Annotated in this window: 19 protein-coding genes; 7 read left to right on the top strand and 12 right to left on the bottom strand. The window is 49.8% G+C overall.

Going from position 1 to position 24110, the window contains the following annotated elements:
• Positions 1–84: 84 nt before the first annotated feature.
• Positions 85–1068, bottom strand: a complete 984-nt coding sequence (locus IFU39_RS33445) for a MerR family transcriptional regulator (RefSeq protein WP_341074053.1) — start codon at positions 1066–1068, stop codon at positions 85–87.
• A 228-nt stretch (positions 1069–1296) separates the two neighbouring features.
• Between IFU39_RS33445 and IFU39_RS22610 the strand changes: the two genes are divergently transcribed.
• The 7 genes from IFU39_RS22610 to IFU39_RS22580 all read left to right on the top strand — a co-directional run bounded on the left by IFU39_RS22610 (position 1297) and on the right by IFU39_RS22580 (position 11161).
• Complete coding sequence (locus IFU39_RS22610) at positions 1297–2772, top strand: phospholipase D family protein (RefSeq protein ID WP_192134960.1); 1476 nt, start codon at positions 1297–1299, stop codon at positions 2770–2772.
• A gap of 126 nt (positions 2773–2898) precedes the next feature.
• A complete protein-coding gene (locus tag IFU39_RS22605) occupies positions 2899–3522 on the top strand; it encodes a TetR/AcrR family transcriptional regulator (protein ID WP_091012907.1) in 624 nt (207 codons plus the stop codon).
• On the top strand, positions 3519–3860 hold the full coding sequence (locus IFU39_RS22600; RefSeq protein WP_017691902.1) for a DMT family transporter: 342 nt from the start codon (positions 3519–3521) through the stop codon (positions 3858–3860). The genes IFU39_RS22605 and IFU39_RS22600 overlap by 4 nt, the downstream gene beginning before the upstream one ends.
• Positions 3860–4174: a DMT family transporter gene (locus IFU39_RS22595; protein WP_091012904.1), complete on the top strand. Its 315-nt coding sequence runs from the start codon at positions 3860–3862 to the stop codon at positions 4172–4174. The genes IFU39_RS22600 and IFU39_RS22595 overlap by 1 nt, the downstream gene beginning before the upstream one ends.
• Before the next feature lie 683 nt (positions 4175–4857).
• Positions 4858–5805 (top strand): TetR/AcrR family transcriptional regulator, encoded by a 948-nt coding sequence (locus IFU39_RS22590; protein WP_206759583.1) that lies wholly within the window; start codon positions 4858–4860, stop codon positions 5803–5805.
• 33 nt (positions 5806–5838) lie between these two features.
• Positions 5839–9090, top strand: coding sequence for an efflux RND transporter permease subunit (locus IFU39_RS22585; RefSeq protein ID WP_192134956.1), 3252 nt, complete (start codon positions 5839–5841; stop codon positions 9088–9090).
• Between the two features lie 367 nt (positions 9091–9457).
• Complete coding sequence (locus IFU39_RS22580) at positions 9458–11161, top strand: PucR family transcriptional regulator (protein WP_192134954.1); 1704 nt, start codon at positions 9458–9460, stop codon at positions 11159–11161.
• 16 nt (positions 11162–11177) lie between these two features.
• On the opposite strand, the gene IFU39_RS22575 is transcribed toward IFU39_RS22580, so the two are convergent.
• From IFU39_RS22575 to IFU39_RS22525, 11 genes are all read right to left on the bottom strand, one after another.
• The gene (locus tag IFU39_RS22575; RefSeq protein ID WP_192134952.1) at positions 11178–11405 is read right to left on the bottom strand and encodes a hypothetical protein; all 228 of its coding nucleotides are present in this window, start codon (positions 11403–11405) and stop codon (positions 11178–11180) included.
• The gene (hydA, locus tag IFU39_RS22570) at positions 11405–12850 is read right to left on the bottom strand and encodes a dihydropyrimidinase (RefSeq protein WP_192134951.1); all 1446 of its coding nucleotides are present in this window, start codon (positions 12848–12850) and stop codon (positions 11405–11407) included. Before hydA ends, IFU39_RS22575 begins: the two co-directional genes overlap by 1 nt.
• A complete protein-coding gene (gene preA, locus IFU39_RS22565; RefSeq protein ID WP_192134950.1) occupies positions 12847–14142 on the bottom strand; it encodes an NAD-dependent dihydropyrimidine dehydrogenase subunit PreA in 1296 nt (431 codons plus the stop codon). The genes hydA and preA overlap by 4 nt, the downstream gene beginning before the upstream one ends.
• 545 nt (positions 14143–14687) lie before the next feature.
• Positions 14688–16055, bottom strand: coding sequence for an NAD(P)-dependent oxidoreductase (locus IFU39_RS22560; RefSeq protein ID WP_192135130.1), 1368 nt, complete (start codon positions 16053–16055; stop codon positions 14688–14690).
• 117 nt (positions 16056–16172) lie between these two features.
• On the bottom strand, positions 16173–17054 hold the full coding sequence (locus IFU39_RS22555; RefSeq protein ID WP_192134949.1) for a nitrilase-related carbon-nitrogen hydrolase: 882 nt from the start codon (positions 17052–17054) through the stop codon (positions 16173–16175).
• Between the two features lie 4 nt (positions 17055–17058).
• On the bottom strand, positions 17059–18348 hold the full coding sequence (locus IFU39_RS22550) for a M20 family metallo-hydrolase (RefSeq protein WP_192134948.1): 1290 nt from the start codon (positions 18346–18348) through the stop codon (positions 17059–17061).
• Between the two features lie 113 nt (positions 18349–18461).
• Positions 18462–19835, bottom strand: a complete 1374-nt coding sequence (locus tag IFU39_RS22545; protein WP_192134947.1) for an aspartate aminotransferase family protein — start codon at positions 19833–19835, stop codon at positions 18462–18464.
• A 21-nt stretch (positions 19836–19856) separates the two neighbouring features.
• Positions 19857–20921 carry an ABC transporter substrate-binding protein gene (locus IFU39_RS22540; protein WP_192134946.1) on the bottom strand — a complete coding sequence of 355 codons (1065 nt, stop codon included), beginning with the start codon at positions 20919–20921 and terminating at the stop codon, positions 19857–19859.
• Positions 20922–21032: 111 nt separating this feature from the next.
• On the bottom strand, positions 21033–21971 hold the full coding sequence (locus tag IFU39_RS22535; RefSeq protein ID WP_244661076.1) for an ABC transporter permease: 939 nt from the start codon (positions 21969–21971) through the stop codon (positions 21033–21035).
• Entirely contained in the window at positions 21968–22780 is an 813-nt protein-coding gene (locus tag IFU39_RS22530; RefSeq protein WP_192134944.1) for an ABC transporter permease, read from the bottom strand. The genes IFU39_RS22535 and IFU39_RS22530 overlap by 4 nt, the downstream gene beginning before the upstream one ends.
• The gene (locus IFU39_RS22525) at positions 22761–23585 is read right to left on the bottom strand and encodes an ABC transporter ATP-binding protein (protein WP_192134942.1); all 825 of its coding nucleotides are present in this window, start codon (positions 23583–23585) and stop codon (positions 22761–22763) included. Before IFU39_RS22525 ends, IFU39_RS22530 begins: the two co-directional genes overlap by 20 nt.
• Positions 23586–24110: the final 525 nt, after the last annotated feature.

Genomic DNA, 24110 nt, shown 5'->3' with positions numbered 1-24110 from the left:
AAACGCAAAAAAAACATCCCTTGATCACTTTCGTCAAAGGATGTCCTGTATACACTAGCTTATTCATTGAATAATAAGATATGTTTAATTATTCGCCTGTCCAAACCTCGCACCAGGTGGTCGATTTGCGAGATACTCACGTTCTATCCATGACTGCCAATCCGCTGAATCCTCTGGCATAATCCATTCCGGGTAACGAGCATGTTCTGCACGCTCATAGCCCTTTCCACCAAGTACAAAGCGAATATGTGGAAACTCGTTTTTAATTCGCTCTATAAGCTGATCACACCGTTCAAGAAGCCCTGGACTTGTGATCGAAAGGCAGACCAACTTGATCTTTTGCTCCCGAATAATCGGGAAGATGCCTTCTTCTGGCGTGTTCGCACCGAGATACAGTACTTCCGCTCCATTTTTACGCATAAAAAGAGAGAACAGCAGTAATCCAACCTGATGGTGCTCCCCTTCCGGACACAACGCCAGAACTTTGGGCAGATGCGGATAGATCGGGAACAGATGGAAAAACTGATAAAACCGCTGTGATATCAGCTGTGTCATGAAATGTTCCTGAGCCACCGAAGCCCTGCCTTGCTCCCATGCATCTCCAACCCGAACCAGTATGGGCACCAGCACATGATAGAACATCGAGTCATATCCATACATGGTGAAACCAAAATCAATCAGACCATTGGCACGTTCACCCTGAAAGTTGTAGAGCGAGTCATAGATCTGATCTGCCATGCGTGCGTAGGCTTCTTCCATCGTAGGCACCGGAGCCATGATCGGCGTGGGTATAGCTTCGGGCGGATTTAATTTGTTTACTTTCAGCATCCGTACCGCTTCCGAAATATTGGTCTGATGTAGCTCAACCTGTTCTTTCAACCAGCGCAGATCCGCAACATTCTCTTCGGTATACATTCGATAACCCGATTCCGTCCGCTCAGGGGTGACCGCACTATACCGATTCTCCCAAGCCCGGAGCGTCACCGTCGGGATACCGAGCATGGCAGCGACTTGTTTGATGGAATACACCTTATTACCCACTTTCTTTCCTAAATGTCCAGATTTCACAGGTTATATCATTGGTTCCCCGTCCTTGTCAGGCATATGAAAACCCTAACATTCTACAAAAATAATACACTCATTATACACAACGCTCAGACACCTGTCGATTGCATCCTGCCAATTTTGCCATATGCATTTTACCGCTACATTCGTTATGCTAGCGGGTTCTCCTGCGTCAACGTTATCATCCGTGTGGTAATAGAAGTCAGCAAGTATAGAAGGGGGAGTCCACCGTTGGTCTCATTACGCCGCCATACATCAGACCGCAAGTCTTCACGCGGCAAATTTCCATACATACGAACAGGAATCGTCCTATTGGTCCTATGGCTCATCGCCGTCATGCTCTATCAAACCTACAAACCATTACCAGCGGGCATTTCCTACGAAAGTCCGGAGTATCGGGTGGATCAAGTCGAGTTCCTGCATGACCTCACTTATCCTTCCTCCGACGGACAGATGCAGCACGAACAGCAGATTTTCCAGCGCATGATGCAAATTGTGGAGGAAGCAGAGCAATTTGTCCTGGTGGATATGTTCCTGTTCAATAATTATCAGCATAAGGGACAGAACTTTCCTCCCGTGAGTACTGAATTCACCGAAGCGCTGGTCGCCAAAAAAAATCAGCATCCTGATATGGACATCTGGTTTATTACTGATGAAGTAAATACCAACTATAACTCAGCACCTAATCCGTTGCTGGAACAAATGAAACAAGCAGGCATTCATGTGGTAATCACGGATGTGGACCCTTTGCGTGATTCAACTCCAGTATACTCTGCGGTCTGGCGGACCTTCTTCCAATGGTTTGGGCAATCTGGAGATGGCTGGATCAAAAACCTGATGGCCACGGATGGTCCGGATGTCACTGTGCGTTCCTATCTCAAGCTGCTCAATGTGAAGGCCAATCATCGCAAAGTTGTGGTTAGTGAGAAGACGGCGATTGTCTCTTCTGGCAATATCCATGATGCGAGTGCCTACCACTCGAATATTGCATTTGAAGTAACAGGTCCAATCATTGGCGATATTCTTCAGTCAGAGCAAGCTGTACTGGATATCTCAGGCGGAGGCCAGGTTCCAACCTACACGGACCCTTCCACGGATTCAAACACGGGAGACCTACGAATTCGCTATTTAACTGAAGGCAAGGTTAATGACGCCGTACTCCATGAGATCAATCAAGCTGGCAAAGGTGACACCTTATGGATGGGCATGTTCTATGTGGCCTCTCCGAAAGTGTTGGAAGCCCTGCTGGAAGCGGCAAAACGAGGAACCGAGATCCGGCTTGTACTGGATCCAAATGAAAATGCCTTTGGTCAGGAAAAGATCGGTATTCCGAACCGCCCTGTCGCTGCTGAATTGCATGATAAATCCGACGGTAAAATTCAGATCCGCTGGTATAACACCACCAAGGAGCAATACCACACCAAGATGATCTATCTTGCCAAAGCAACTGGTGATCATATTGTCCTCGGGGGTTCAACCAACTTCACACCTCGAAACCTGAATGACTACAATCTGGAAAATGATTTATGGATTGCTGCTCCTCCAGACAATAAGTTCACGCTTGATATCGCGAATTATTTCGAGCGTATTTGGAATAATAATGATGCCGAATTCACGTTAGACCTGGATGAGTTCCAGGAGAAGACTACGTTTTTGAAAGGTATCCTATATAAGTTGCAACTGATTCTGGGTTTTACAACCTTTTGATCAAAAACCACATTCATACCTGTTATATCCGCCTGTACTCTACTGTGCAGGCGGATATTTTCATCTTGACAGGGGATGTGAAGTGTGAAAATATAATTACCTAACGACCGTTAGGAAGGTGATCTGATGACTGCACAATCCATTCGGGATGCAGCCCTGTTCCATTTTGCCAGAGATGGCTATGAGGGGGCTTCTCTGAGAGCTATTGCTGATGAAGTCGGGATTAAAAAACCGTCCATATATGCACATTTCAGCTGCAAGGATGACTTGTTTTTACACACGCTATCGTTTGCTTTTCACGAAGTAACACGGCACACACTCGAATATTTCCGTGATCATGAGGATCTGCCATTGGAGCAGAGGCTGAAGGGCTTGCTGATCTGGTTCGAACAAGAATACAATGCCCATGCGTCAGCCCGCTTGATGCTGCGCAATTGTTTCTACCCACCCCTTTCTCTGTATGGCGAAGTGATGGATCAAGTGTATCCGTTTATCGATGGTATGGAACGTGCGCTGACTCGTTTGCTGCAACGGGCAATGCGTCATGGAGATATTCCGCCCATTCCTGCGGAACAGGCAGCCATTGCATTTATGACGTTCCTCGACGGGATTACCGTGGAGATTATCTATGGAAGTTCCCGTCGGTACAAGAGACGGTTGGAAGCATCCTGGCCTGTCTTTTGGCATGGCATTCATCATTTGAACGAAGAGGCACAAAGCGTTGTGCCGGAAGGAGATTTAACAACATGAACCGCAACTGGTTATATGTATTTATTGGTGGAATTATTGAGATTGTCTGGGTAAGCGGGCTGAAACATGCCTCGAATGCCTGGGAGTGGACTTTGACGGGGATTGCCATCGTGATCAGCTTTGGACTGATCATTGCCGCTTCCAAAAGGCTGCCTGTGGGTACGGTGTATGCCGTCTTTACGGGAATTGGTACGGCGGGCACCGTCCTTACGGAGATGGTACTGTTCGGTGAGCCGTTCCGGTTGGCCAAAGTATTGCTCATCGGGCTGCTGCTCTGCGGCGTAATCGGACTGAAGCTGGTTACGGATCAGCAAGAAGCCAAAGGAGGTGCAGTATAATGGCTTGGATGGCAATTGTAGGTGCAGGGATATGTGAAATTTTCGGCGTAATCGGTATTAATGGTGCTTCCACCAAGAAAGGATGGCCATATATCGTACTGATGCTGGTATCATTTGTGTTCAGCTTCTCGCTGCTGTCCTACGCCATGACGTCCATCCCGATGGGCACAGCGTATGCCGTGTGGACGGGGATCGGGACGGTCGGCAGTACGCTTACAGGCATGTTCCTGTTCGGTGAACGGAAAGAAGCGAAGCGTCTCCTGTTTATCGCGATGATTTTGGTGGCAGCCGTTGGTTTGAAACTGATCACATAATGGAACAACTGAATTACACTTTATAACTCCGATTCCAGTACCACTTTCTGATCGCTGTTATCCCCAGATTTCTTTGATTCCCTTTGAAGAGGGATAAATCCGGTGATAGCATATGCTTCCGAAGAAGCTTTCTTACAGAAAGCTTTAAGGCGAACACTTCGTTTCTTCAAGTCGGTTCTGCAATCTCCGGTATCGTGTACTTCTTAGCTTCCATTAGGATATCTATTAAATTTAGTAAAATAAAAAAGACGACTTCGATCAGGAAGTCGTCTTTTTTGGGATATGATATAGATAGGGAACCTCTTTATACTCTGCCACGTAAGAAAGGATGTTGTAATCATGAGAAAATTATTGGCACGCATGGGCTCTTATACAGGGTATGCCCTGCTGATCGGCATGGCCATCTTCTATCTCCTCGCGCTAGTCGCCATTATCATACTCGCCTTGTACGCCTTCACTGGAGGAGCCTAACTTAAACGTTCTTGATAGCAACACCCTATCGTACATACAGGCTACACTTTGTTACATGTTGTTGTTTTTCCCTTTGATCGTCCTCTTTCCTCCATATTAGTTTTCCAATTTACTCCCATTTGAATTCCTTCAACCAGATCGTTTATACTTGGTTTGACCTTAAAGTCAATTCAAGAACTCACAAGTTCCCTGATGAGGTGAATGCATCGTTAATGAACCCTATACATGAGATGAATGAGAAGAAAAAGCTCATCATTACTACAGCACTCAAGTTATTCTCATCCAAAGGCAGTGCTGCAACATCCATGCAAGAGATTGCCGAACTATGCGGGATGTCCAAAGGCAGCCTTTATATCATGTTCAAATCCAAAGAGGAATTAGAAGCCAGTACCCTGGAGTACTGCATGTACACACTAATGGACGAGATGACGCAGATTGAGCATGAAACCAGCCTCTCCTCGCGAGAACGCCTGCACAAGCAGATCGAAACACTGCTCATTCATGTAGCCGAATTCAAGGAATTTTTGCGGGTACAATTGCGAAGCATGATGATGGATGATGAACAGCAACGCAAGGAACAGTGCCATCCACAGCAAAGAGATCTGGAGATCCGTACCTTACATTGGTTTAAGGATAAGCTGGAAGAGCAGTATGGACGGGAGATTGAACCATATACGATTGATCTTATTTTGTTGACACACGGACTGTTCCTCTCCTATGTAAAAATCTGGTTTACAGAGATGCCATCTCTCACTGTTACCAAAATGGCAACAAACTTGCTGCAAATGATGGACTATGCCACACATGGATTTCTTAACCAGCGACCTGAGCCTTTGATTCCTCTGGAGGAATGGCCTGCCTGGATTACAGAGGCCCAACCAGATTCCACGGTGATGCGACATCCTATCCATATCATCAAACAAATGCAGGATATCGCCGTCTCCGATTTGCCCGCAGGGCAACCGAAGAATGATGCACTTGAAACCATTGCCATTCTCAGACAGGAGATGATGGAATTCACGCCGCGGCGTGCCATTATTCTAGGCATGATGCACAATCTGGAGAACGTAACTGCCATTCAACCCTTGCATTCCGAGCTTCAGCATATTTTGGATGCCATGTATAGCCGGTTCATCCCTGCTGACTCGTCACACACATAAACAGGAGAAACAGAGAGGAGAAGAAACCATCGTATGAAAGGTATTATTAATTTTTCCCTGAACAACAAGTTTGCGATCTGGATTCTGACAATCATCATCTCTTTCGCAGGTTTGTACAGCGGATTGACGATGAAGCAAGAGACCATTCCGAACATCAACGTACCGTTTCTGAATGTCACTGCCATTGATCCGGGGGCTGCACCGGAGGGAATTGTTGAAGATGTCACGAAGCCGCTGGAAGTAAAACTGCGGAATGTTGATGGCGTTAAGACGGTTACCTCCACTTCCATGGAGAATGCAGCATCCATCACACTCGAATTTGATTATGGAACAGATCTGACCAACGCGACGGCAACCGTTCGTGAGGCACTCAATGAAGTACAACTGCCTGACAGCGTACAGAAGCCGACCATTTCCAAGTTCAGCATTAACTCTTTCCCGGTTGTATCTCTAAGCCTGTCCGACAAGGACGGTGGTGACCTGGAACAATTGACACGACTGGTTGAATCGGATATTCAGCCTGCACTCGAAGACATTGACGGTGTAGCTCAGGTTCAGGTTTCCGGTCAATATGTAAAAGAAGTTCAATTGAAGTTTGATCAAGCCAAAATGGCCGAGCTGGGCCTAACGGAAGATACGGTAAACGGCATCGTTCAAGGTTCATCCATTCGTGTTCCCCTGGGACTGTTCGAACTGGATAAATCCCAGAAAGCCGTTGTCGTAGATGGCAACATCGTCAACATCGATGATCTGAAAAACCTTGCCATTCCAGTTGTACCCGGCGGTGCCGGCGCTTCTGCAGGCAATGGTTCAGGTGCAGCCCCACAAGGATCTGGAGCACCAACAGGTGAAGGCTCGGCTGGCGGAGCAGGTCAAGCTACCGCTCCTGGCTCTGCCCAAGGAACAGACCCGGCCGCAGGCCAAGCAGCTGGCGGTAATGCCAGTGCGGGTAGCCCTACAGGTGCTGCCAATGCGCCTGGTATTCCAACTGTAACACTAAGTGAAATTGCCAAGATCGAAGTCATCGGTCAAGCGGAATCCATTTCCCGGACAGACGGCAAGGAATCCATCGGTATTTCCGTTGTAAAATCCAATGACGCCAACACGGTTGATGTCGTGAATGCAGTCAAAGACAAAGCGGAAGAATTGCAGAAGCAGTTCAAAAATGCAGATCTGACTGTACTGCTTGACCAAGGTAAACCGATCCAGGACTCGGTGAACACGATGCTGGGCAAAGCTGTTTTTGGTGCTTTGTTTGCTATCCTGATCATCTTGCTGTTCCTGCGTAATATTCGTTCAACCATTATCTCCATAATCTCGATCCCGCTCTCCTTGCTCATGGCATTGACTGCGCTCAATATAATGGATATTACCTTGAACATGATGACACTGGGTGCCATGACGGTTGCCATCGGACGGGTTGTCGATGACTCCATCGTGGTTATCGAGAACATCTACCGCAGATTAACACTCAAAGGTGAGAAACTGAAAGGTCGTGAACTGGTTCGCGAAGCAACGCGCGAGATGTTTGTGCCAATCCTTTCTTCCACAATCGTAACGATTGCGGTATTCCTGCCACTGGCATTGGTAAGCGGTATGGTGGGCGAGCTGTTCCTGCCATTTGCATTGACCATGGTATTTGCCTTGCTGGCATCCCTGATCGTTGCCATTACCATCGTGCCGATGCTTGCACATTCCCTGTTCCGTAAAGGACTCAAGAACAAGCAGAATCACGAAGAAAAACCAGGCAAGATGGCGGAAGGTTACAAACGCCTGCTGAACTGGACACTATCACACAAACTCATCACAGTCAGTATTGCAGTGATCCTGCTGGTCGGCAGTTTGTTCCTGTACCCATTCATCGGTGCAAGCTTCTTGCCGGAACAACAGGATAAATATGTGACCATTACGTACAGTCCACAAACAGGAGCTTTGCGTGAAGATGTAGAAAAAGAAGCACTCGTTGCAGAGAAGTGGTTGCTGAAACAACCGGGTCTGGAGAAAATGCAATATTCCATCGGCGGAAGTAACCCACTGAGCAGCATGGGTGGCGGTGGTTCCAACTCGGCCCTCTTCTATATTGAATATAACGAAGATACAAAAGACTTTACAAAAGTGAAAGAACAACTAGTAGAAGGTCTGAAAAAAGAAGTTACCGTAGGAACCTGGAATGAGCTCGACATGTCCGGCGGTCTGGGTGGCAGTGGCCTGAGCCTATCCATCTATGGCGATAATGTAGAGCAACTCAAACCTGTATCGGACGAAATTCTGAAACTGGTTGAAGCGGATACGGATAATTTTGAAAAAGCAGATACGACTCTCGCTGACACCTACGGGCAGTATACGCTCGTGGCAGATCAGGAGAAATTAAGTTCCCTGGGCTTGACTGCAGGCCAACTGGCTATGGCACTGAGTCCGGCACGCGAACGTCCTGTGCTCACGGAAGTCGATATTGATAACAAAACGTATAAAGTATATGTAGAGACCGACGATAAAACATTCAACAGCATTAATGAGATTGAGGATGAAACCGTCACTTCACCGCTTGGCATCGAAGTACCGATTAAAGATGTTGCCAAAGTGGAAGAAGGCACATCCCCGAACTCCATCATGCAAATTGATGGTAAGGTGGTTGTACAAGTGACAGCCAACATCCTGGCTTCGGATGTAACGAAGGCTTCAAGTAGCTTACAGGCTGAGATCGACAAGTTGGATCTGCCTGACGGCGTTGAAGTGAAGTTCGGCGGTACAACTGAACAGATTAATGATACCTTTACTCAGCTTGGTCTCGCCATGCTGGCAGCCATCGCCATTGTGTACTTCGTGCTTGTTGTAACGTTCGGCGGCGGTTTGGCACCATTCGCCATCCTGTTCTCCCTGCCATTTACGGTGATTGGTATTATGGTAGGTCTGTTCATCGCTGGGGGTACACTTGACGTCTCCGCTATGATGGGTGGACTGATGCTTATCGGGATCGTGGTCACCAACGCCATCGTGTTGATCGACCGTGTTATTCACAAGGAAAAAGAGGGTATGCCTACCCGTGAAGCCTTGCTGGAAGCCGGTGCAACACGTCTGCGTCCAATTCTGATGACCGCTCTCGCAACCATCGGTGCCCTGTTGCCACTGGTTACGGGTCTCGAAGAGAGTGCGGGTATCATCTCCAAAGGATTGGGAATTACCGTAATCGGCGGTCTGATCAGTTCCACGCTGCTCACGCTGGTTATCGTACCGATTGTGTATGAGTTCCTGATGAAATTTAAAAAGAAAAGAATCGAAGATTAAGAAGTAGTTGATCGTGCTCATGTAACGGTTCGATTACATCTTAAATACAGACTATACGCTCTAACCTCTCGCCCCTTAGCACATATTGGAATGATTGAATTCCGATGTAATGCTAAGGGGCTTTTTTATGTAAATTCAAACGAGATATCGACTACTTCAGGAGCATATGCCTCGCTCTCATTGGAGTAGAGAATCCGTCACATAGACTGACATAGAAACACATCTTTTTAATCAAAATCACAAAAAGAAGAGACCTATTTGTCATTTAAAACAAATGAACGTGAGATTTTAGCCCACCGGCTGTAAATGGAATTATAATATGGATTAATTATGCAAGTTGACGGATTCCAGACTCCAGATAGATCACATGTTATTGGGGAAGGACGGTGGTTGTGTGGGGGAGACAACGCTTCATATTCAAGTCAGAGACATGTTAAAACGACCCGTGTTTCGTAAGGCAGAAATCTTGGCCAGTGATCGTGCGCTGGAGCGGTATGTTCGCTGGGTTCATATCATGGAGGTTCCTGAGGTAGGGGACTTGCTCAATGGCGGGGAATTGGTGCTGACGACAGGCATTGGCTGGCAGGAAGGTGAGCAGCATGGTCTGTCTTTTCTGCGTCAGTTAATTGCACGTGGGGCTGCCGGACTCTGCATGGAGCTGGGGGATCACACCAAATCGCAACTCGGTGCGATGAAAGAAATTGCAGTCGCCGCGGATTTCCCGCTGATCTGGTTCCACGAACAAGTCCGTTATATTGATATTACGCAAGACCTGCATTTCACCTTGATTCGTAGTCATCAGCGGATGATTGCGGAACTCGATAGTCTCACCACCTCCTTTAACCAACTTCTTCTGAATGGAGATGGCGTACAACCTCTTCTTCGATTATTGTCACGAACAACCGGATGTGCCGTGGCATTATATCCACTTGAAGGGGAAGCAAGTGCCGTTCCCTATCGCTCTCCAGAGCAGCTGGAGACTCGTCGGCAGGATTGGTTTTTGCAGCGGGAACATTTGGCGGGAGAAGTTATTCCGAATATAATGCGGCTGTCAGATAACACATTGCATGCACTCAGCATGCCTGTTCAGGCGTTAGACTACACCTTTGCCGACCTTGTGCTGATGTATCAAAAGCCGACGGATCAAGATTCAAGCATACCGATCAAACCATCGGATGAATTCGTCATTCAGGCACTGGAACGGTGCGCGGCCGCGATTGCCCAGGACTGGATGCGAACCAAATACATGGAAGAGAAACGCCGCTACAAAGAAGATATGTGGGTCATTGACTGGCTTAACGGACATCACTCCACGAAGGAAATCCATGAATATGTATCCACCGTTAATCCCCTTCTCGCAACGAGCAAAGCCACGATTATCTTATTTGACAGCAACCCCTCATATACAGACAGCCTCAAACTTCAGAAATTATTGATCCAACGCAACATCGTTGCCCGTTCCGTGTTCGCTCGGGAGAATTTCACACTCTACAGCACCGTTCTGAATCACCAGATCATTCTTATCATTCTCGACCCACTACCTGGATCTCAGCGCAAAAGCAGTCTCTGGCGCTGCATCGAACAGCTGCAGCAGCACGAGCAGGAACAGACCCACTATCTCTTCTCAGGCTTGATCGGTATCGGTCATAACTGCACAGACCTCTCCCGTCTCAAAGATAGTCTGGAATCCGCAAAGGAGACACTGCGAATTCAAAAGGACATCGGTGTGATGCAACAGCCCTTTTACAGTAATCTTCATTGTTACCGCATCATCGCCAGTATGAAGCAAAGCGGCAGTCTGGATGATTTCATTGAAGAATATCTGGGGCCGCTCATCCGTTACGATGTAGAGAAAGGAGGTCAGTTGCTGCGCACACTCAAACAATATTTGATCCTGTGCTGCTCTAAGCAAGAGACGGCCACCGCTCTATATATCGTCAGACAGACGCTGTATCACCGTTTGGACAAAATCGAAGCACTTTTGGGAGAAGACTACATCCTCCCCGAGAAAAGGGTCGCGATCGAACTTGCCATCTACGCCTATGAGTACGTTCATGGGCCAATCGCATGAGGAACTCCAGCATCGTCTAAGCTCCCCGCTGCTCCTGAAGCTGGCGAATCAGGATGTGACTGAACCACTTCCGTCCAGACGCCGTGCCCACGTATTGCTCTTGTTTCTCTTCGGGAAGATCCGGGTGCTCCCATATGACGTGAGCACCCTCCAGATGTTCCCGTACCGCATAGATCCGATAACCCTGTGCAACCATTCGCTCTATGGCGACCCTCTCGGCCTCAAACACATCATGATCCGACATCAGCTTCTCCCTCCATTCACTGCCGTCACAGGCTGTTTCATCGGTATGGGTGCACCTGAATCATACTTGTTGCGCTTCACATATTGTCCTGCCCCTGCTGTTCCGTCATACTGCCGATCTCGAATGACATACTCCCCGCGGCACAACACTGTCACCGGACAACCCTGTACCTGCATGCCTTCAAATGCACTGTAATCCACATTCATATGATGCGTATCTGCCGAGATCACCCTGTTTACAGAGGGGTCAAAAATAACGATATCCGCATCTGTCCCTACAGCCAGAGTCCCTTTCTGCGGAAATAATCCAAACAACTTGCTCGCTCTTGTTGAACATAGATCGACCCACTGATTGAGCGTAATCCGCCCCTTCACTACACCTTCCGAATACAGAATACTGAGGCGATCTTCGATGACAGGCCCACCGTTCGGAATTTTGCTGAAATCATCCTTGCCCAGGTCCTTCTGCCCTTTGAAATTAAACGAGCAATGATCAGAGCCAATCGTCTGCAACTGACCGCTTTTCAGTGCGTTCCAGAGTACTTCCTGATGCGCTGCTTCCCGTAGTGGTGGGGACCAGACATACTTTGCACCCTCGAAGTCCGGCTGATCCATGATCGACTGATCCAACGTCAAATACTGAGGACAGGTCTCCCCCCAGATTCGGTAACCCATTTCACGCATGCGCGCAATCTGCTCCACCGCTTCTGCACAGGTTACATGCACCACATACAACTGTGAATCCGCAAGTGCAGCCAACCGTGCCGCCCGACCTGTCGCTTCTCCCTCCAGCATGGATGGACGAGTCAGCGCATGATGAATCGGCTCCGTGCGCCCTTCGGCGAGCGCTTGTCGAACCAGCAGGTCAATAACATCTCCGTTTTCGGCATGCACCATGACGAGTGCGCCATACTCTTTTGCCTTTTGCAACGTCTGGAAGAGAATCCCGTCATCGGCCTGAAACTGGTTTTTATACGCCATGAACACCTTAAAGGATGACACACCCTCTTCTTCAATGATCTGCGGCAACTCTTCCAACACCTGATCATTCATCTCCCCGATCATCAGATGGAAACCATAGTCGATGACGGCTTTACCCTCGGCTTTGGCATGCCACTCCTGGAGGGATTCGATTAATGGACGGCCTTTTTGTGTCAGGCAGAAATCAATGATCGTTGTTGTACCACCAAAGGCTGCCGCTGTTGTTCCCGTCGCAAAATCATCTGCCGTTACCGTTCCACCAAATGGCATATCCAGATGCGTATGCGGGTCGATACCGCCAGGAATAACATAACAGCCTGAAGCGTCCACAACTTCCATATGTTCATCCGGGGTAAGCCCGATGCCAATCTGTGTGATTTTACCCTTTTCGATCAAAATATCTGCTTCAAAGGTATCTGACGCTGTCACCAACACACCGTTACGAATCAATTTGCGGGTACTCATGATATCGCCTCCTTGGTTGATTGATCTCTAACCGATTGCAGCATGGCAATTGCAGACTGACGTTCATTCCAGGTTACAGGTTCCTGCTCAGGCACAAGCTCCACCATCTCAATCGCCCCATCCACCGGGCAAACGATCGAACACAGATTACAGCCAACACAGTCCTCTTCCACCACTTCCAGATAGGAGCCAGACGGGTCGGTCAACATATCAATACACTGATGCGAGGTGTCCTCACAAGCAATATGGCATTTGTTGCAATTGATGCAGATATCGCGATTGATGCGGGCGACCACTTTGTAGTTCAGATCGAGATTGCCCCAATCCGAGTAACGCGGAACCGTCTGACCTACCAGTTCTGCTACGCTGCTCAGACCCTTTTCGTCCAAATAATCGTTCAAACCATCAATCATGTCCTCCACAATGCGGAATCCATGATGCATCGCTGCGGTACATACCTGGACCCCTGTAGCACCCATGAGCAAAAACTCTGCCGTATCCCGCCAGTCGGATATGCCACCAATCCCCGAGATCGGCACACCCACCTCCGGATTACGTGCGCACTCGGCAACCATGTTCAGTGCAATGGGCTTCACCGCTGGGCCGCAGTATCCGCCATGTGCTCCTTTGCCCCCTACATGCGGCACGGTATTCCACGAATCCAGATCCACACCTGCCAGGGAGTTAATGGTATTGATCAGAGAGATCGCATCCGCGCCTCCTCGTACAGCTGCCCGGGCGGTCGCCGTAATATCCGTGATATTCGGCGTGAGCTTCACAATCACCGGTGTGGTTGCCACTTCCTTCACCCACATCGTCTGTAGTTCGACCAAGTCAGGTTGCTGACCAGAGGCGGCTCCCATACCACGTTCAGCCATGCCATGCGGGCAGCCAAAATTCAGTTCCAGACCGTCGACGCCGACGGCTTCCACCTTTTTCACAATCTCATGCCACTTCTCCCGCGTAGGTTCCACCATCAGTGAAGCGACAACCGCGCGATCCGGGAAGCGCTTCTTGGTCTCGGCAATCTCCCTCAGATTCACTTCCAGCGGACGATCGGATATCAATTCAATATTGTTAAACCCCGCCACCCGCTGTCCACCGAAATGAACTGCCGCAAAACGCGAGGATGTATTGATAATCGGCTCACCCAGTGTCTTCCACACCGCGCCGCCCCAGCCCGCTTCGAACGCACGCTGAACCTGATACCCCGTATTGGTCGGTGGTGCAGAAGCCAACCAGAATGGATTGGGTGATCGAATACCTGCTAGATTAATGGATAAGTCAGCCATAACGATCCCTCCTTGGTGTTGTTTGAACTTATTAGTTACACTGGACACTCCGCTTCTTCAGATTGCTGCTGTCCTCTCCGTTTCGTGTAAAAATTTAGTTCAATTCATATCGTTAGCACTGGATATTTGGTCGCAGTCATGACTTCTGCGTAGTAACGGTGTTGCTGGATAGCACCTGTAATCTAACGAACCGTACACCTCTTATTTGACTCATATGCAGCAATTTCAAAATCTAACGAATCGTAGAAAGCTTATTGGGCTGTAATAGCTTATTTCGGCTTTATTTCGACGGTTTTTTATCAAAATAAGACGTGTGAGATTCGTTAGATTTTTCAATCCTCCATAATTGCCACTATAAGGTGTGCAGGGTTCGTTAGCGCGTCAGGGATGCGAGGATGCGAGGGTTCGATGCATACCAGACCTCTTGCTCAGATCTACACCTCATCTCTCTAGCCGTCCCTGGCGTCCTCCCACCCGTACTCTTTCCTCGCACCCTTTCATTGCACACTTTCCGTGCTCTTTACTTCCCTTTCCTTCCTCACCACTCACGCCGTCTCTTCCACCTGTCCGGGCAATGCCTTCATGACTGCGGCGGCGGCCAACTTACCTTGCTGTGCAGCCGAGACAACCATCGCCTCACCCTGGCCCTGACCAAAAATAACATCTCCTGCCGCATAGATCTGAGGATGCGAGGTACGGTACGTATGCGGCTCAATCTCGACGACGCCCCAGTGGTGACGCAGTCCAAACGCTTCGATTAATGGTAATAAACGATGCTGTCCAATCGCCCGAATGACCGTATCACATTCAATCATGAACTCCGATCCCTCCACGGACACAGGCAATGCACGCCCACCTCCAGGCGGAGTAATCAGTTCCATTTTCACACATTCTACAGCCTGAACCCGACCGTTCTCGTCTCCGATAATACGCTGCGGCATCGTAAACCAGCGGAATTCCACCCCCTCCTGCTTGGCAAACGTATATTCAAACGCATACGCCGTCATCTGGCTTTCCCCGCGCCGATATAACATCTGCACCCGCTCGGCACCCAGACGCACCGAACAGGTCGCTGCATCTACCGCCGTATTGCCCGCGCCAATCACGGCGACCTTCAGACCATTCAGTGCCGGCGGAACACCCTGCTTCGTAGACTCCACCAGTTCAATCGCATCATAGACACCTTCCAGTGTCTCTCCTTCAATGCCCAACATGGGCACCGATCCCATGCCGCAAGCCAGAATGACCGCTTCATGTTGCTCCAGCAACTGCGTAGCAGGAATATCTACACCAATGCGCACCCCGTAACGGATCTGCACACCCAGCGCTTCCACCTGCTCCACTTCCCATAACGCAACCGATTCGGGCAGACGGAAGGATACGATGCCGTACGTGTTTAGCCCACCGCCTTTGGGTTTGGCTTCATAGATCGTCACCTCACACCCTGCGCGCCCCAGTTCACGTGCCGCCGATAGTCCCGCTGGCCCCGCTCCCACAACAGCGACGGTTCTCCCATTGGCAGGTGCCGCCTGGAATAACGGCTCATTCTTCGCCCGCGCCCAGTCGGTGGCGTAACGCTGCAAGTCACCAATGCGAATCGGCTTCGACGATTCATTTAGCACACACGCGCCTTCACACAGTTCCTCTGTGGGGCACACGCGTGCGCAGCTGGCTCCCACCGGATTCGCATCCATGATGGTGCGGGCCGATCCTTTCAGGTGCCCTGTTGATATTTTGCTAATAAAAGAAGGGATATTAATGTCGGTTGGACAGGCCTTGATACAAGGTGCATCGTAACAGTACAGACAGCGGTTCGATTCCTCCATCGCTTCTTTTCCTGTCATGGCGGGTTTCATCTCGGCAAAACGACTCTCCCACCCATAATCGGATAACGTTGTTCCTGAGCTGTTCATCAATGTCGTGCACCTCCTGGAGAATGATCTACGCTATCTCAAACTCGAACAAACTTGCGTGCATTATACGTTCCACCCCGCTGACAGAATCACTTACCGATCACGTGTTGCCGCTTCCTACAGACTAACCAGATGTTCGTACGTTTCCGGCCTGCGATCGCGGTAGAACTGCCATACATTACGCACCTCACGAATCATCTCCGTATCCATCTCGCCAATGACGACCTCATCCTGATCCCGACTGCCGATCGCTACCATTCTGCCTCGTGGATCGACCAAGTACGACTGCCCATAAAATTCACCCATGTTCCACGGCGCTTCCACGCCGACCCGGTTGATGGCTGCCACATAATAGCCGTTAGCTACTGCGTGAGCGGGTTGTTCCAGTTTCCACAGATATTCCGATGTACCTGCAACCGTAGCGGACGGATTGAACACAATCTCCGCCCCTGCCAGCCCGAGCAATCGTGCCCCTTCCGGAAAATGACGATCATAACAAATGTACACACCCACTCTGGCGTAGGCCGTATCAAATACCGGAAACCCGAGGTTGCCTGGTTTGAAATAATACTTTTCCCAGAACCCATTCGTACCCTCACCTGCTTCCACATGCGGGATATGATGTTTGCGGTATTTGCCCAGATACGTACCATCTGCATCAATAACGGCTGCCGTATTGTAATACGAAGCAATGCCCTCCACCTCGTACACCGGCAAAATAATCACCACCGCAAGCTCCTTCGCCAGCTCCTGAAAAATCTTGGTAGTAGGTCCTTCCGGCACTGGTTCAGCGGATGCATACCATTTGGGATTTTGCTCTGTACAAAAGTACGGCCCATAAAATACTTCCTGCAATCCGATGATCTTGGCCCCTCTTGCAGCAGCTTCACGGACCAGCGTGATGTGCTTATGAACCGCAGCCTCTTTGTGAACCTCAACGGGAGCCGAACCTTCAATCTCATGTGAAGCCTGGATTAATCCGATGCTGATTTTGCCCATATCGTCACAACGCCTCCTCAGGTAAAATGGTTGGTTGGTTCACTCCACCGCACATCCTTCGAATGGTTCGATACAGCACTTCCGTGCCAAGTCCAATATCCTCCGGAGAGGAATATTCGCTGGGATGATGACTGATGCCGTCCTTGCTGCGGACAAAAATCATGCCATAATCACACACACGCGAAAGGGCCAACGCATCATGGAACGGACCACTCATCAGTTCTGGTAAAGTAATCCCGATCTCTTCCGCAGATGAACGAATTACTGACTTGATTAACTCTGCACAATACCTTGGCTCACTGTTCGTATCCTCGGTCAGCGAATACGTTAGACCATATCGGGAACTCACGTCATCCAAAATGTTCATCAATCGGACTTCCAGCCGGTTCCTGCGTTTCATCTCCATGTCTCGTAAATCCACCGTGAAGCTGACTTCCTCCGGGATGATATTACGCGAATCCGGAAACACCCTCAGACTTCCTACCGTACCTACAGTTGGAGCTTCCGGGTCTTCTCTCACCATATCGTCAAAAGCGGAAATAACTCTGGCGCTGCCTGCCAAAGCATCATGTCGCATGCTCATTGGAACGGAGCCGGCATGACCCGCCATACCTTTCATCGTAACCGTAAGCCACAGCGGGCCCGAGATGCCCGTCACCAGACCCACAGGAGCATTCAATGCTTCCAGTACCGGTCCCTGCTCAATGTGCAGCTCCAGATAACTGCCTATGGAACCTGGCGGATAGATCGCTTCTTCAAAATCCGAAGGAGAACAGCCGAAGGTTTCCAGCGCCTCCCGGCGGGTCACTCCGTTTTTATCCTGCCGCTCCAGTTCGCCTTCTTCCAACCGACCGGTTATACCACGTGAGCCGAACAGGCCTTTGTTAAAACGGGAACCCTCTTCATCGCAAAAGGCAATCACCTCAATCGGCATGCGGGGCTGAATGCCATATTCGATCAGGCATTGCACGGCTTCGAGTGCGCCTAGCACCCCAATCGCTCCATCATATCGACCGCCATACGGCTGAGAGTCGATGTGGGAACCAATCATGAGAATCGGCAGTGCCTGATCCGCACCTTCCAGACGACCAATCAGATTGCCGAAGGGGTCAAGTCGCGTCGTCAGACCGGCCTTTTCCATCCACAGACGAACCTGTATGATGCCGTCCATATCTTCCGGGGTCAGGGCAAGTCGACAGACGCCCGTGTCCGCTATTCGGCCAATACGTGACAACTGCTCAATTCGCTCATTCAGCCGCAGCTGATTAATGACTTTGCCTGTTGTGGTCTGCATCGTCCCTCACCTCCTTGCGAATAGTTATCACGTCATGTGTTGAAACACTTTATTTTGCTGCCAACACTTCTGTCGTACTTGTCGTACAGTGCGTTCTCATCCATATCCAGTTACTAACTCGCATCCAGACTTCGCAACGCAGCGAGCAAACTTCCTGCGATCAGGTCCAGTTCTTCCTCGGTGGTGACAAACGGCGGGGAGATCGTCAAAATATTCGCAAACCCTGGCACGGTATCTCCGTTCTTGCCGATCAGAATACCATCCCGCTTACAACTGGCGAGCACCTTCATCACTTTATCCGCTTCCGCAGGAGAACCATCCGCTTCAATCAACTCCACCCCGCAGGCGAATCCGAATGAACGGATGTCCCCCACCACGGACAACTCCAGCAATGGTTCAAGCTTCTCACGAAGCAGGTATCCCAGTTCCTCCGCACGGCTGACCAGATTCTCTCGTTCCAGGATTTCCAGATTCGCCAGCGCTACCCGACAGGACACCGGATTTCCACCAAATGTATTCACATGACGAAAATGCGCATCCGGTCCGGGTTCCCGGAACGTGTCATACAGATCGGCTCGCACCGCCGTTGCTGATAGCGGTGAATACGCACTGGTCATGCCTTTTGCCATCGTCACAATATCTGGCTGTACACCATAGTTCTGATGACCAAACTTCTGCCCCGAGCGGCCAAAACCACAGATGACCTCATCGACAATGAGCAGCACGCCATAGCGCTGACAGATCTCTTGCACGGTGCGCATATAATCCGGCGGAGGAACAATCATGCCACCCCCTGTGATCACCGGCTCCATAATCACTGCGGCAACCGTCTCAGGACCTTCCCAGCGAATCACCTCTTCATAGATGGTTGCACATTCGAGTCCACATCCATCTTTGTTTCGTCCAAACGGACAGCGGTAACAATAGGGTGGAGGAACATGAGAGAAACCTACACCGAGCGGCTCGTATTTGATCTTGCGGGCGGCTTGCCCGGTGGCGCCCAGTGCCCCCATAGAGTTACCGTGATAGGCACGGTGACGGGAGATGAATTTGTGCCGAGTAGGCTCACCATTCTGATGGTGATACTGACGGGCTATTTTGAAAGCCACCTCATTCGCATCTGAACCCGAGTTGGAGAAGAAGATTCGATACTCCCCCTCCAACCAGTCATTCAGCTTCTCTGCCAGCAAAATCGCCGGTTCGTGACTCTGCGTCATCGGTACATAAGCGAGTGCTTTCATCTGTTCGTAGGCACTTCTTGCAATTTCCTCACGGCCATGCCCCACATTCACACACCATAGTCCAGACATCGCATCCAGATAACGTGTACCATCCTGATCAGTGATCCAACTGCCCTCCCCACTTACCGCAATCATCGGATGATCGTTATGAGGCGAGATGTGATGCCATACGTATTTGCGATCCTTCTCCAGCCATTCTTCCTTCGTACCGCCAAGCGGCTGAGGTTGCTGATCCACAGAACTCATTCGTCATCCTCCTCCACACGCTTATTTCACTGCTTCTTCATAGATGCTTTTCTCCAGCGCTTCATCCAGGTTGGCGGCTTTTTTGATCAATCCATAATTCAGTGCAATATCCGCAGTTCGGGTAAATGACTCATCCACAAAGCTGCCGACTTGCTGCTCTGTAAATCCTTCCGGCCGAATCAGCTTTGCAATCTCTTCAAGCATCGTGACCTGATGTTCACGAGTGGTGCTGCCCTCCGTCACATTACTCATCACGATATCCACCGTCTCATTCTGATTATCGATGGCGTAATTCCAGCCTTTCAGAATGGCACGGGTCACTTTGACCGCAAGCTCACGGTTGTTGTCTACCCAATCTTTCTTGGCAATCAGCGTATCCTCCAGCATGCCAATACCAGCATCTTCAATATTGAACACATCCAGATCCGATTCTTTCATTCCACTTTCCAGCACCACGTGGTACTCGTTATAGATCGTTGCTGTCGCCACATCTACCTGGTCATTGAAAAACTGATCCATCGTGAACCCCTGCTTCACCAGTTCAATGTCTTTCTTCGGATCCAGGCCGTTCTTCTCCATGAACGCGAGCACCTGAAATTGCTGGCTGCCAAACCAGGTACTAACCTTCTTGCCTTTCATCTGAGCGGGATCGGTAATACCTAGCGACTTCTTGGCGATCAAGCGATAACTACTCTTCTGTGAGATCTGGGCAAGCGAGACAAGCGGCAGACCGTTATCCCGACTGACCAGCAAACTGTCTACACCCGTAATGCCCACATCGGCCGCGCCATTGACCACCTGCTGCTCAATCACGATATCCGGGCCACCCGGAATAATCTCGGCATCAATGCCTTCATCTGCAAAAAAACCTTTTTCCTTCGCTGCATAGATCCCGGCAAACTGCGCCTGCGGCACCCATTTCAGTTGAATTTTCACTTTGGTTAAGGGTTGATCTGCTTCTCCCGCCCCTCCTGAACTCGCAGCAACAGGCTCAGCCGCCGGCACAGACTTCGTAGAACATGCACCCAGCATCGTAACAACCAACAGGACCAATACCAGCAAACCCGGCTTCAACGTTTTGTACATGTACAGAACAACCCCCTGTTTATATACGATTTTTCAATCATCAGTCCGTGTTCAAAAAGTCTGGTTTTCAGTACCAAGAAGAGGGAATGAAGCTAGAAATGGAGTAGCACGTTAGTGATCTGTGCGTGCACGATTCCACGGAATGAGTCGCTTTTCTGCCAGGACAACCGCTTCATACAACACAATGCCGAGCGCGGCGGCGATGACAATGCAGGACCAGGCCAAAGGCATGTTTGCCAGTCGAATCTGATCCGAGAGCAAGTACCCCAGCCCCTGGGAAGCGATGAAAAATTCACCCACAATGGCCCCGATAATACTGGTCGACATGTTGATCTTCAGACCGGCGAAGAGGGAAGGCAGCGCATGAGGCAGTCTCAGTTTCCAAAAAAACTGCATCCTGCTCGCGGCAAGGCCACTCAGCAGATCACTGTACTGCGGCTGAATGGAAGTCAGCCCTTTGAACAGACTGACGGCCATAGCGGCCATTGTAATCACCGTGACAACAGCAATACGGGACCATATCCCGTCACCGAACCAATTATTCATAATCGGGGCAAGAGCCACGATCGGAACAGCGTTCAGTGCCGACAGAACCGTAACCGCTGCCCTGCCACTTGTGGGAAAGAATGATGCACCTGCTGCCGCCAGAGCGCCCAACAGGGAACCGAGCAGGAATCCCCCCAGCATTTCCGTTCCGCTGTACATTGCGTAACGAAAGAGCATATTGGCATTTTCCTGAATGGATATCGCAATCGCGGAAGGAACAGGCAGTTGGTAACTTTCCAGCGAGAATATCCAATGAAACATCCTGAGCTGCCAGAGAGCGAGAAACATCACCCCTGCACCCCAAGGAAGCATGTTCAGTACAATCGAGCGCCCACGAACGCTGGTATACAGTCTGGCCTTTCCGGCTTGTCCCGGATGTGCATGAATTTCCGTTCCGGGAGCAGATGTCATCTGTGAACCAGTGAGTGGTGCAGCCGCGCCATTGATCGCAGCAATTGCCACACCTTCGTCCTGCTTCCGATGCATAACTCTACCTTCACTCATGTGGCATTGCCTCCTTTGGCCCTGAATTCAGGCTGCCAGGGGGTCAGCCAACGTTCGGCCAAACTAATGACCAGATACGAGATCAGGCCAATGCCAATGCTAAGCATGATGGTGGCCCAGAACATGCCAACTTGGGCATGGCCGTAATATAACGAACTGACCATCAGGACGCCGAGTCCATCGGGAGCTCCCATCAATTCCACAACGATGGAGGAGGTCACCGCCAGCGGAGCAGCTATTTTCATACCAGAAAATAGTCCCGGCAGTGCTGAGGGCAGCAGGCATTTGATATATCGTGCAGTTAGTGAAGCTCCACAGGAACGCATCAGTTCCAGGTGCTCTGGTGCTGCACTTTTCAATCCTTTTAACGTATGGATGATGATCGGGAAGAAAGTTACGTACGCCGCCATAACAATCCGCGCCCATTCCGCGTTGTGGATGATGCCGTACACAATTGGTGCGAGACCAATAACCGGAACCATCTGTGAGGAGACTACATATGGCGATAACGTGCGCTCCAGCCAGACAGCCGCGCTCATGAGCAGCGCCAAACCCAGACCCAGCAACGTTCCCCCTGCAAAACCAATGGCTGCATTGCCAAACGTGACAGCCCCCTGCTCTGCGAGCGTACCCGAGTAACGAAACAACGCTGCAAGCACATCGTGCAGATATGGAAGGCGAGACACTGCCTGCTGGGGTGACAAGAACAGTTGGAGTATCCAGGCGATTCCTTCCCACAGCACCAATATGGCCATAATCCAGATGACGACCCAGGATCGATATCCCGGTCTAAAGAACTGCAGAGACATGAGATTCATCACGCTCCTCGTAGAAGCAGTTGCGGATGGTCGTAATCATGTGGTAGAAAGCTTCCGTTTCTCTCAGTTCACTATGACGTTCGGAAGGCAGATTGACGGAATGAATGGAATGTACTTGCCCCGGATGTGCCGAGAGTACGATAATCCGGTCGGACAGAAATACGGCTTCGGGGATGCTGTGTGTGACAAAGAGGAAGGTCTTGCCGGTTGAGCGCTTGATCTCAAGTAGCTCCAATTGAAGTTTCTCTTTTGTGAATTCGTCCAGGGCCGAGAAGGGTTCATCCATGAGCAGCAGTGGCGGATCAAGCGCAAGGGCACGGGCAATGGACACACGTTGCTGCATGCCTCCACTGAGCTGCCATGGATAATGGTCGGCGAAGCGGGTTAGTCCTACCATTTCAAGCAGTTCACCGCTAATGCGGCGGCACTCCTTCCGTGGGGTACCCAGCAGTTCCAAGGGCAATTCCACATTGTGACGAATGGTGCGCCAATCGAACAAGGCAGGTGTCTGGAAGACAATACCGAACTGTCGCTGTAGTCGAGCCCGCTCAGGCTCCTGACCTGCAATGCGAACAGTGCCTGAGGTGGGCTGAAGCAGATCACCCACTAACCGAAGCAAGGTCGACTTGCCACAGCCCGAAGGGCCCAGCAGAGAGACAAACTCATTGGACTGGATCTGGAATGTAACATCCGACAAAGCAGTGACTTGTTGTGTACCTGTGCCAAAGACAACGGACACATGATCTACATCAATATGGAAGGCTTCGGGGACTGTAGCTGAGGGTGCGGAGGACATGGGCATTCTCCTTTGTGGAAGTTATTTTCATTGCACACCAAGGCTGAATGGGAGGTTTATATACACGAACGTAACAGGTTTTGCTTGTTAGATAATACTATATCGCTTTGGGCGGGGATTACATTATACAGTGTGTTTTGAGTATGGGCCTGTTCATGTTACACAATGTAAAATGAGATGTATTCTCAGATATATCCATGTGAGTTTTCCTCGTATTTAGCTAACATACATTTCACTTAACAACAAACGCACGATCATTTGTATTTATTGAATAAATATTCGGAAAATATGACATATGCCCTCGTATTCTTGTCCATTTTCTTGTATAAAGATTGAATAGACGTACAAGGGCTCCCACCTCCACGTGAGTCAAGGCTCCTGAATGATGAAGGCGGTATCACTATTCCGGATCAATCACCACGCAGGCTGGCTTCCTTTGTCACATATCACTTTGAAAACCACATATATAGGTCTATCCAAAGATCAATAGAACGAAGCTTTCAAATCCAGAAATCGGGGTGGTCA

This window comes from Paenibacillus sp. CFBP 13594, from assembly GCF_014842675.1.
Lineage (GTDB): Bacteria > Bacillota > Bacilli > Paenibacillales > Paenibacillaceae > Paenibacillus > Paenibacillus amylolyticus_B.
The sequence above is the reverse complement of the archived record's forward strand: the minus strand, read 5'-3'. Positions and strand labels throughout refer to the sequence as shown.

What these genes read in the sequence shown, in the direction of transcription:
- IFU39_RS22605 (WP_091012907.1), top strand. Translation starts at nt 2,899, where the DNA reads ATGACTGCACAATCCATTCGGGATGCAGCCCTGTTCCATTTTGCCAGA.
- IFU39_RS22600 (WP_017691902.1), top strand. Translation starts at nt 3,519, where the DNA reads ATGAACCGCAACTGGTTATATGTATTTATTGGTGGAATTATTGAGATT.
- IFU39_RS22595 (WP_091012904.1), top strand. Translation starts at nt 3,860, where the DNA reads ATGGCTTGGATGGCAATTGTAGGTGCAGGGATATGTGAAATTTTCGGC.
- IFU39_RS22590 (WP_206759583.1), top strand. Translation starts at nt 4,858, where the DNA reads ATGAACCCTATACATGAGATGAATGAGAAGAAAAAGCTCATCATTACT.
- IFU39_RS22585 (WP_192134956.1), top strand. Translation starts at nt 5,839, where the DNA reads ATGAAAGGTATTATTAATTTTTCCCTGAACAACAAGTTTGCGATCTGG.
- IFU39_RS22580 (WP_192134954.1), top strand. Translation starts at nt 9,458, where the DNA reads ATGTTATTGGGGAAGGACGGTGGTTGTGTGGGGGAGACAACGCTTCAT.
- IFU39_RS22575 (WP_192134952.1), bottom strand. Translation starts at nt 11,405, where the DNA reads ATGTCGGATCATGATGTGTTTGAGGCCGAGAGGGTCGCCATAGAGCGA.
- hydA (WP_192134951.1), bottom strand. Translation starts at nt 12,850, where the DNA reads ATGAGTACCCGCAAATTGATTCGTAACGGTGTGTTGGTGACAGCGTCA.
- preA (WP_192134950.1), bottom strand. Translation starts at nt 14,142, where the DNA reads ATGGCTGACTTATCCATTAATCTAGCAGGTATTCGATCACCCAATCCA.
- IFU39_RS22560 (WP_192135130.1), bottom strand. Translation starts at nt 16,055, where the DNA reads ATGAACAGCTCAGGAACAACGTTATCCGATTATGGGTGGGAGAGTCGT.
- IFU39_RS22555 (WP_192134949.1), bottom strand. Translation starts at nt 17,054, where the DNA reads ATGGGCAAAATCAGCATCGGATTAATCCAGGCTTCACATGAGATTGAA.
- IFU39_RS22550 (WP_192134948.1), bottom strand. Translation starts at nt 18,348, where the DNA reads ATGCAGACCACAACAGGCAAAGTCATTAATCAGCTGCGGCTGAATGAG.
- IFU39_RS22545 (WP_192134947.1), bottom strand. Translation starts at nt 19,835, where the DNA reads ATGAGTTCTGTGGATCAGCAACCTCAGCCGCTTGGCGGTACGAAGGAA.
- IFU39_RS22540 (WP_192134946.1), bottom strand. Translation starts at nt 20,921, where the DNA reads ATGTACAAAACGTTGAAGCCGGGTTTGCTGGTATTGGTCCTGTTGGTT.
- IFU39_RS22535 (WP_244661076.1), bottom strand. Translation starts at nt 21,971, where the DNA reads ATGAGTGAAGGTAGAGTTATGCATCGGAAGCAGGACGAAGGTGTGGCA.
- IFU39_RS22530 (WP_192134944.1), bottom strand. Translation starts at nt 22,780, where the DNA reads ATGTCTCTGCAGTTCTTTAGACCGGGATATCGATCCTGGGTCGTCATC.
- IFU39_RS22525 (WP_192134942.1), bottom strand. Translation starts at nt 23,585, where the DNA reads ATGTCCTCCGCACCCTCAGCTACAGTCCCCGAAGCCTTCCATATTGAT.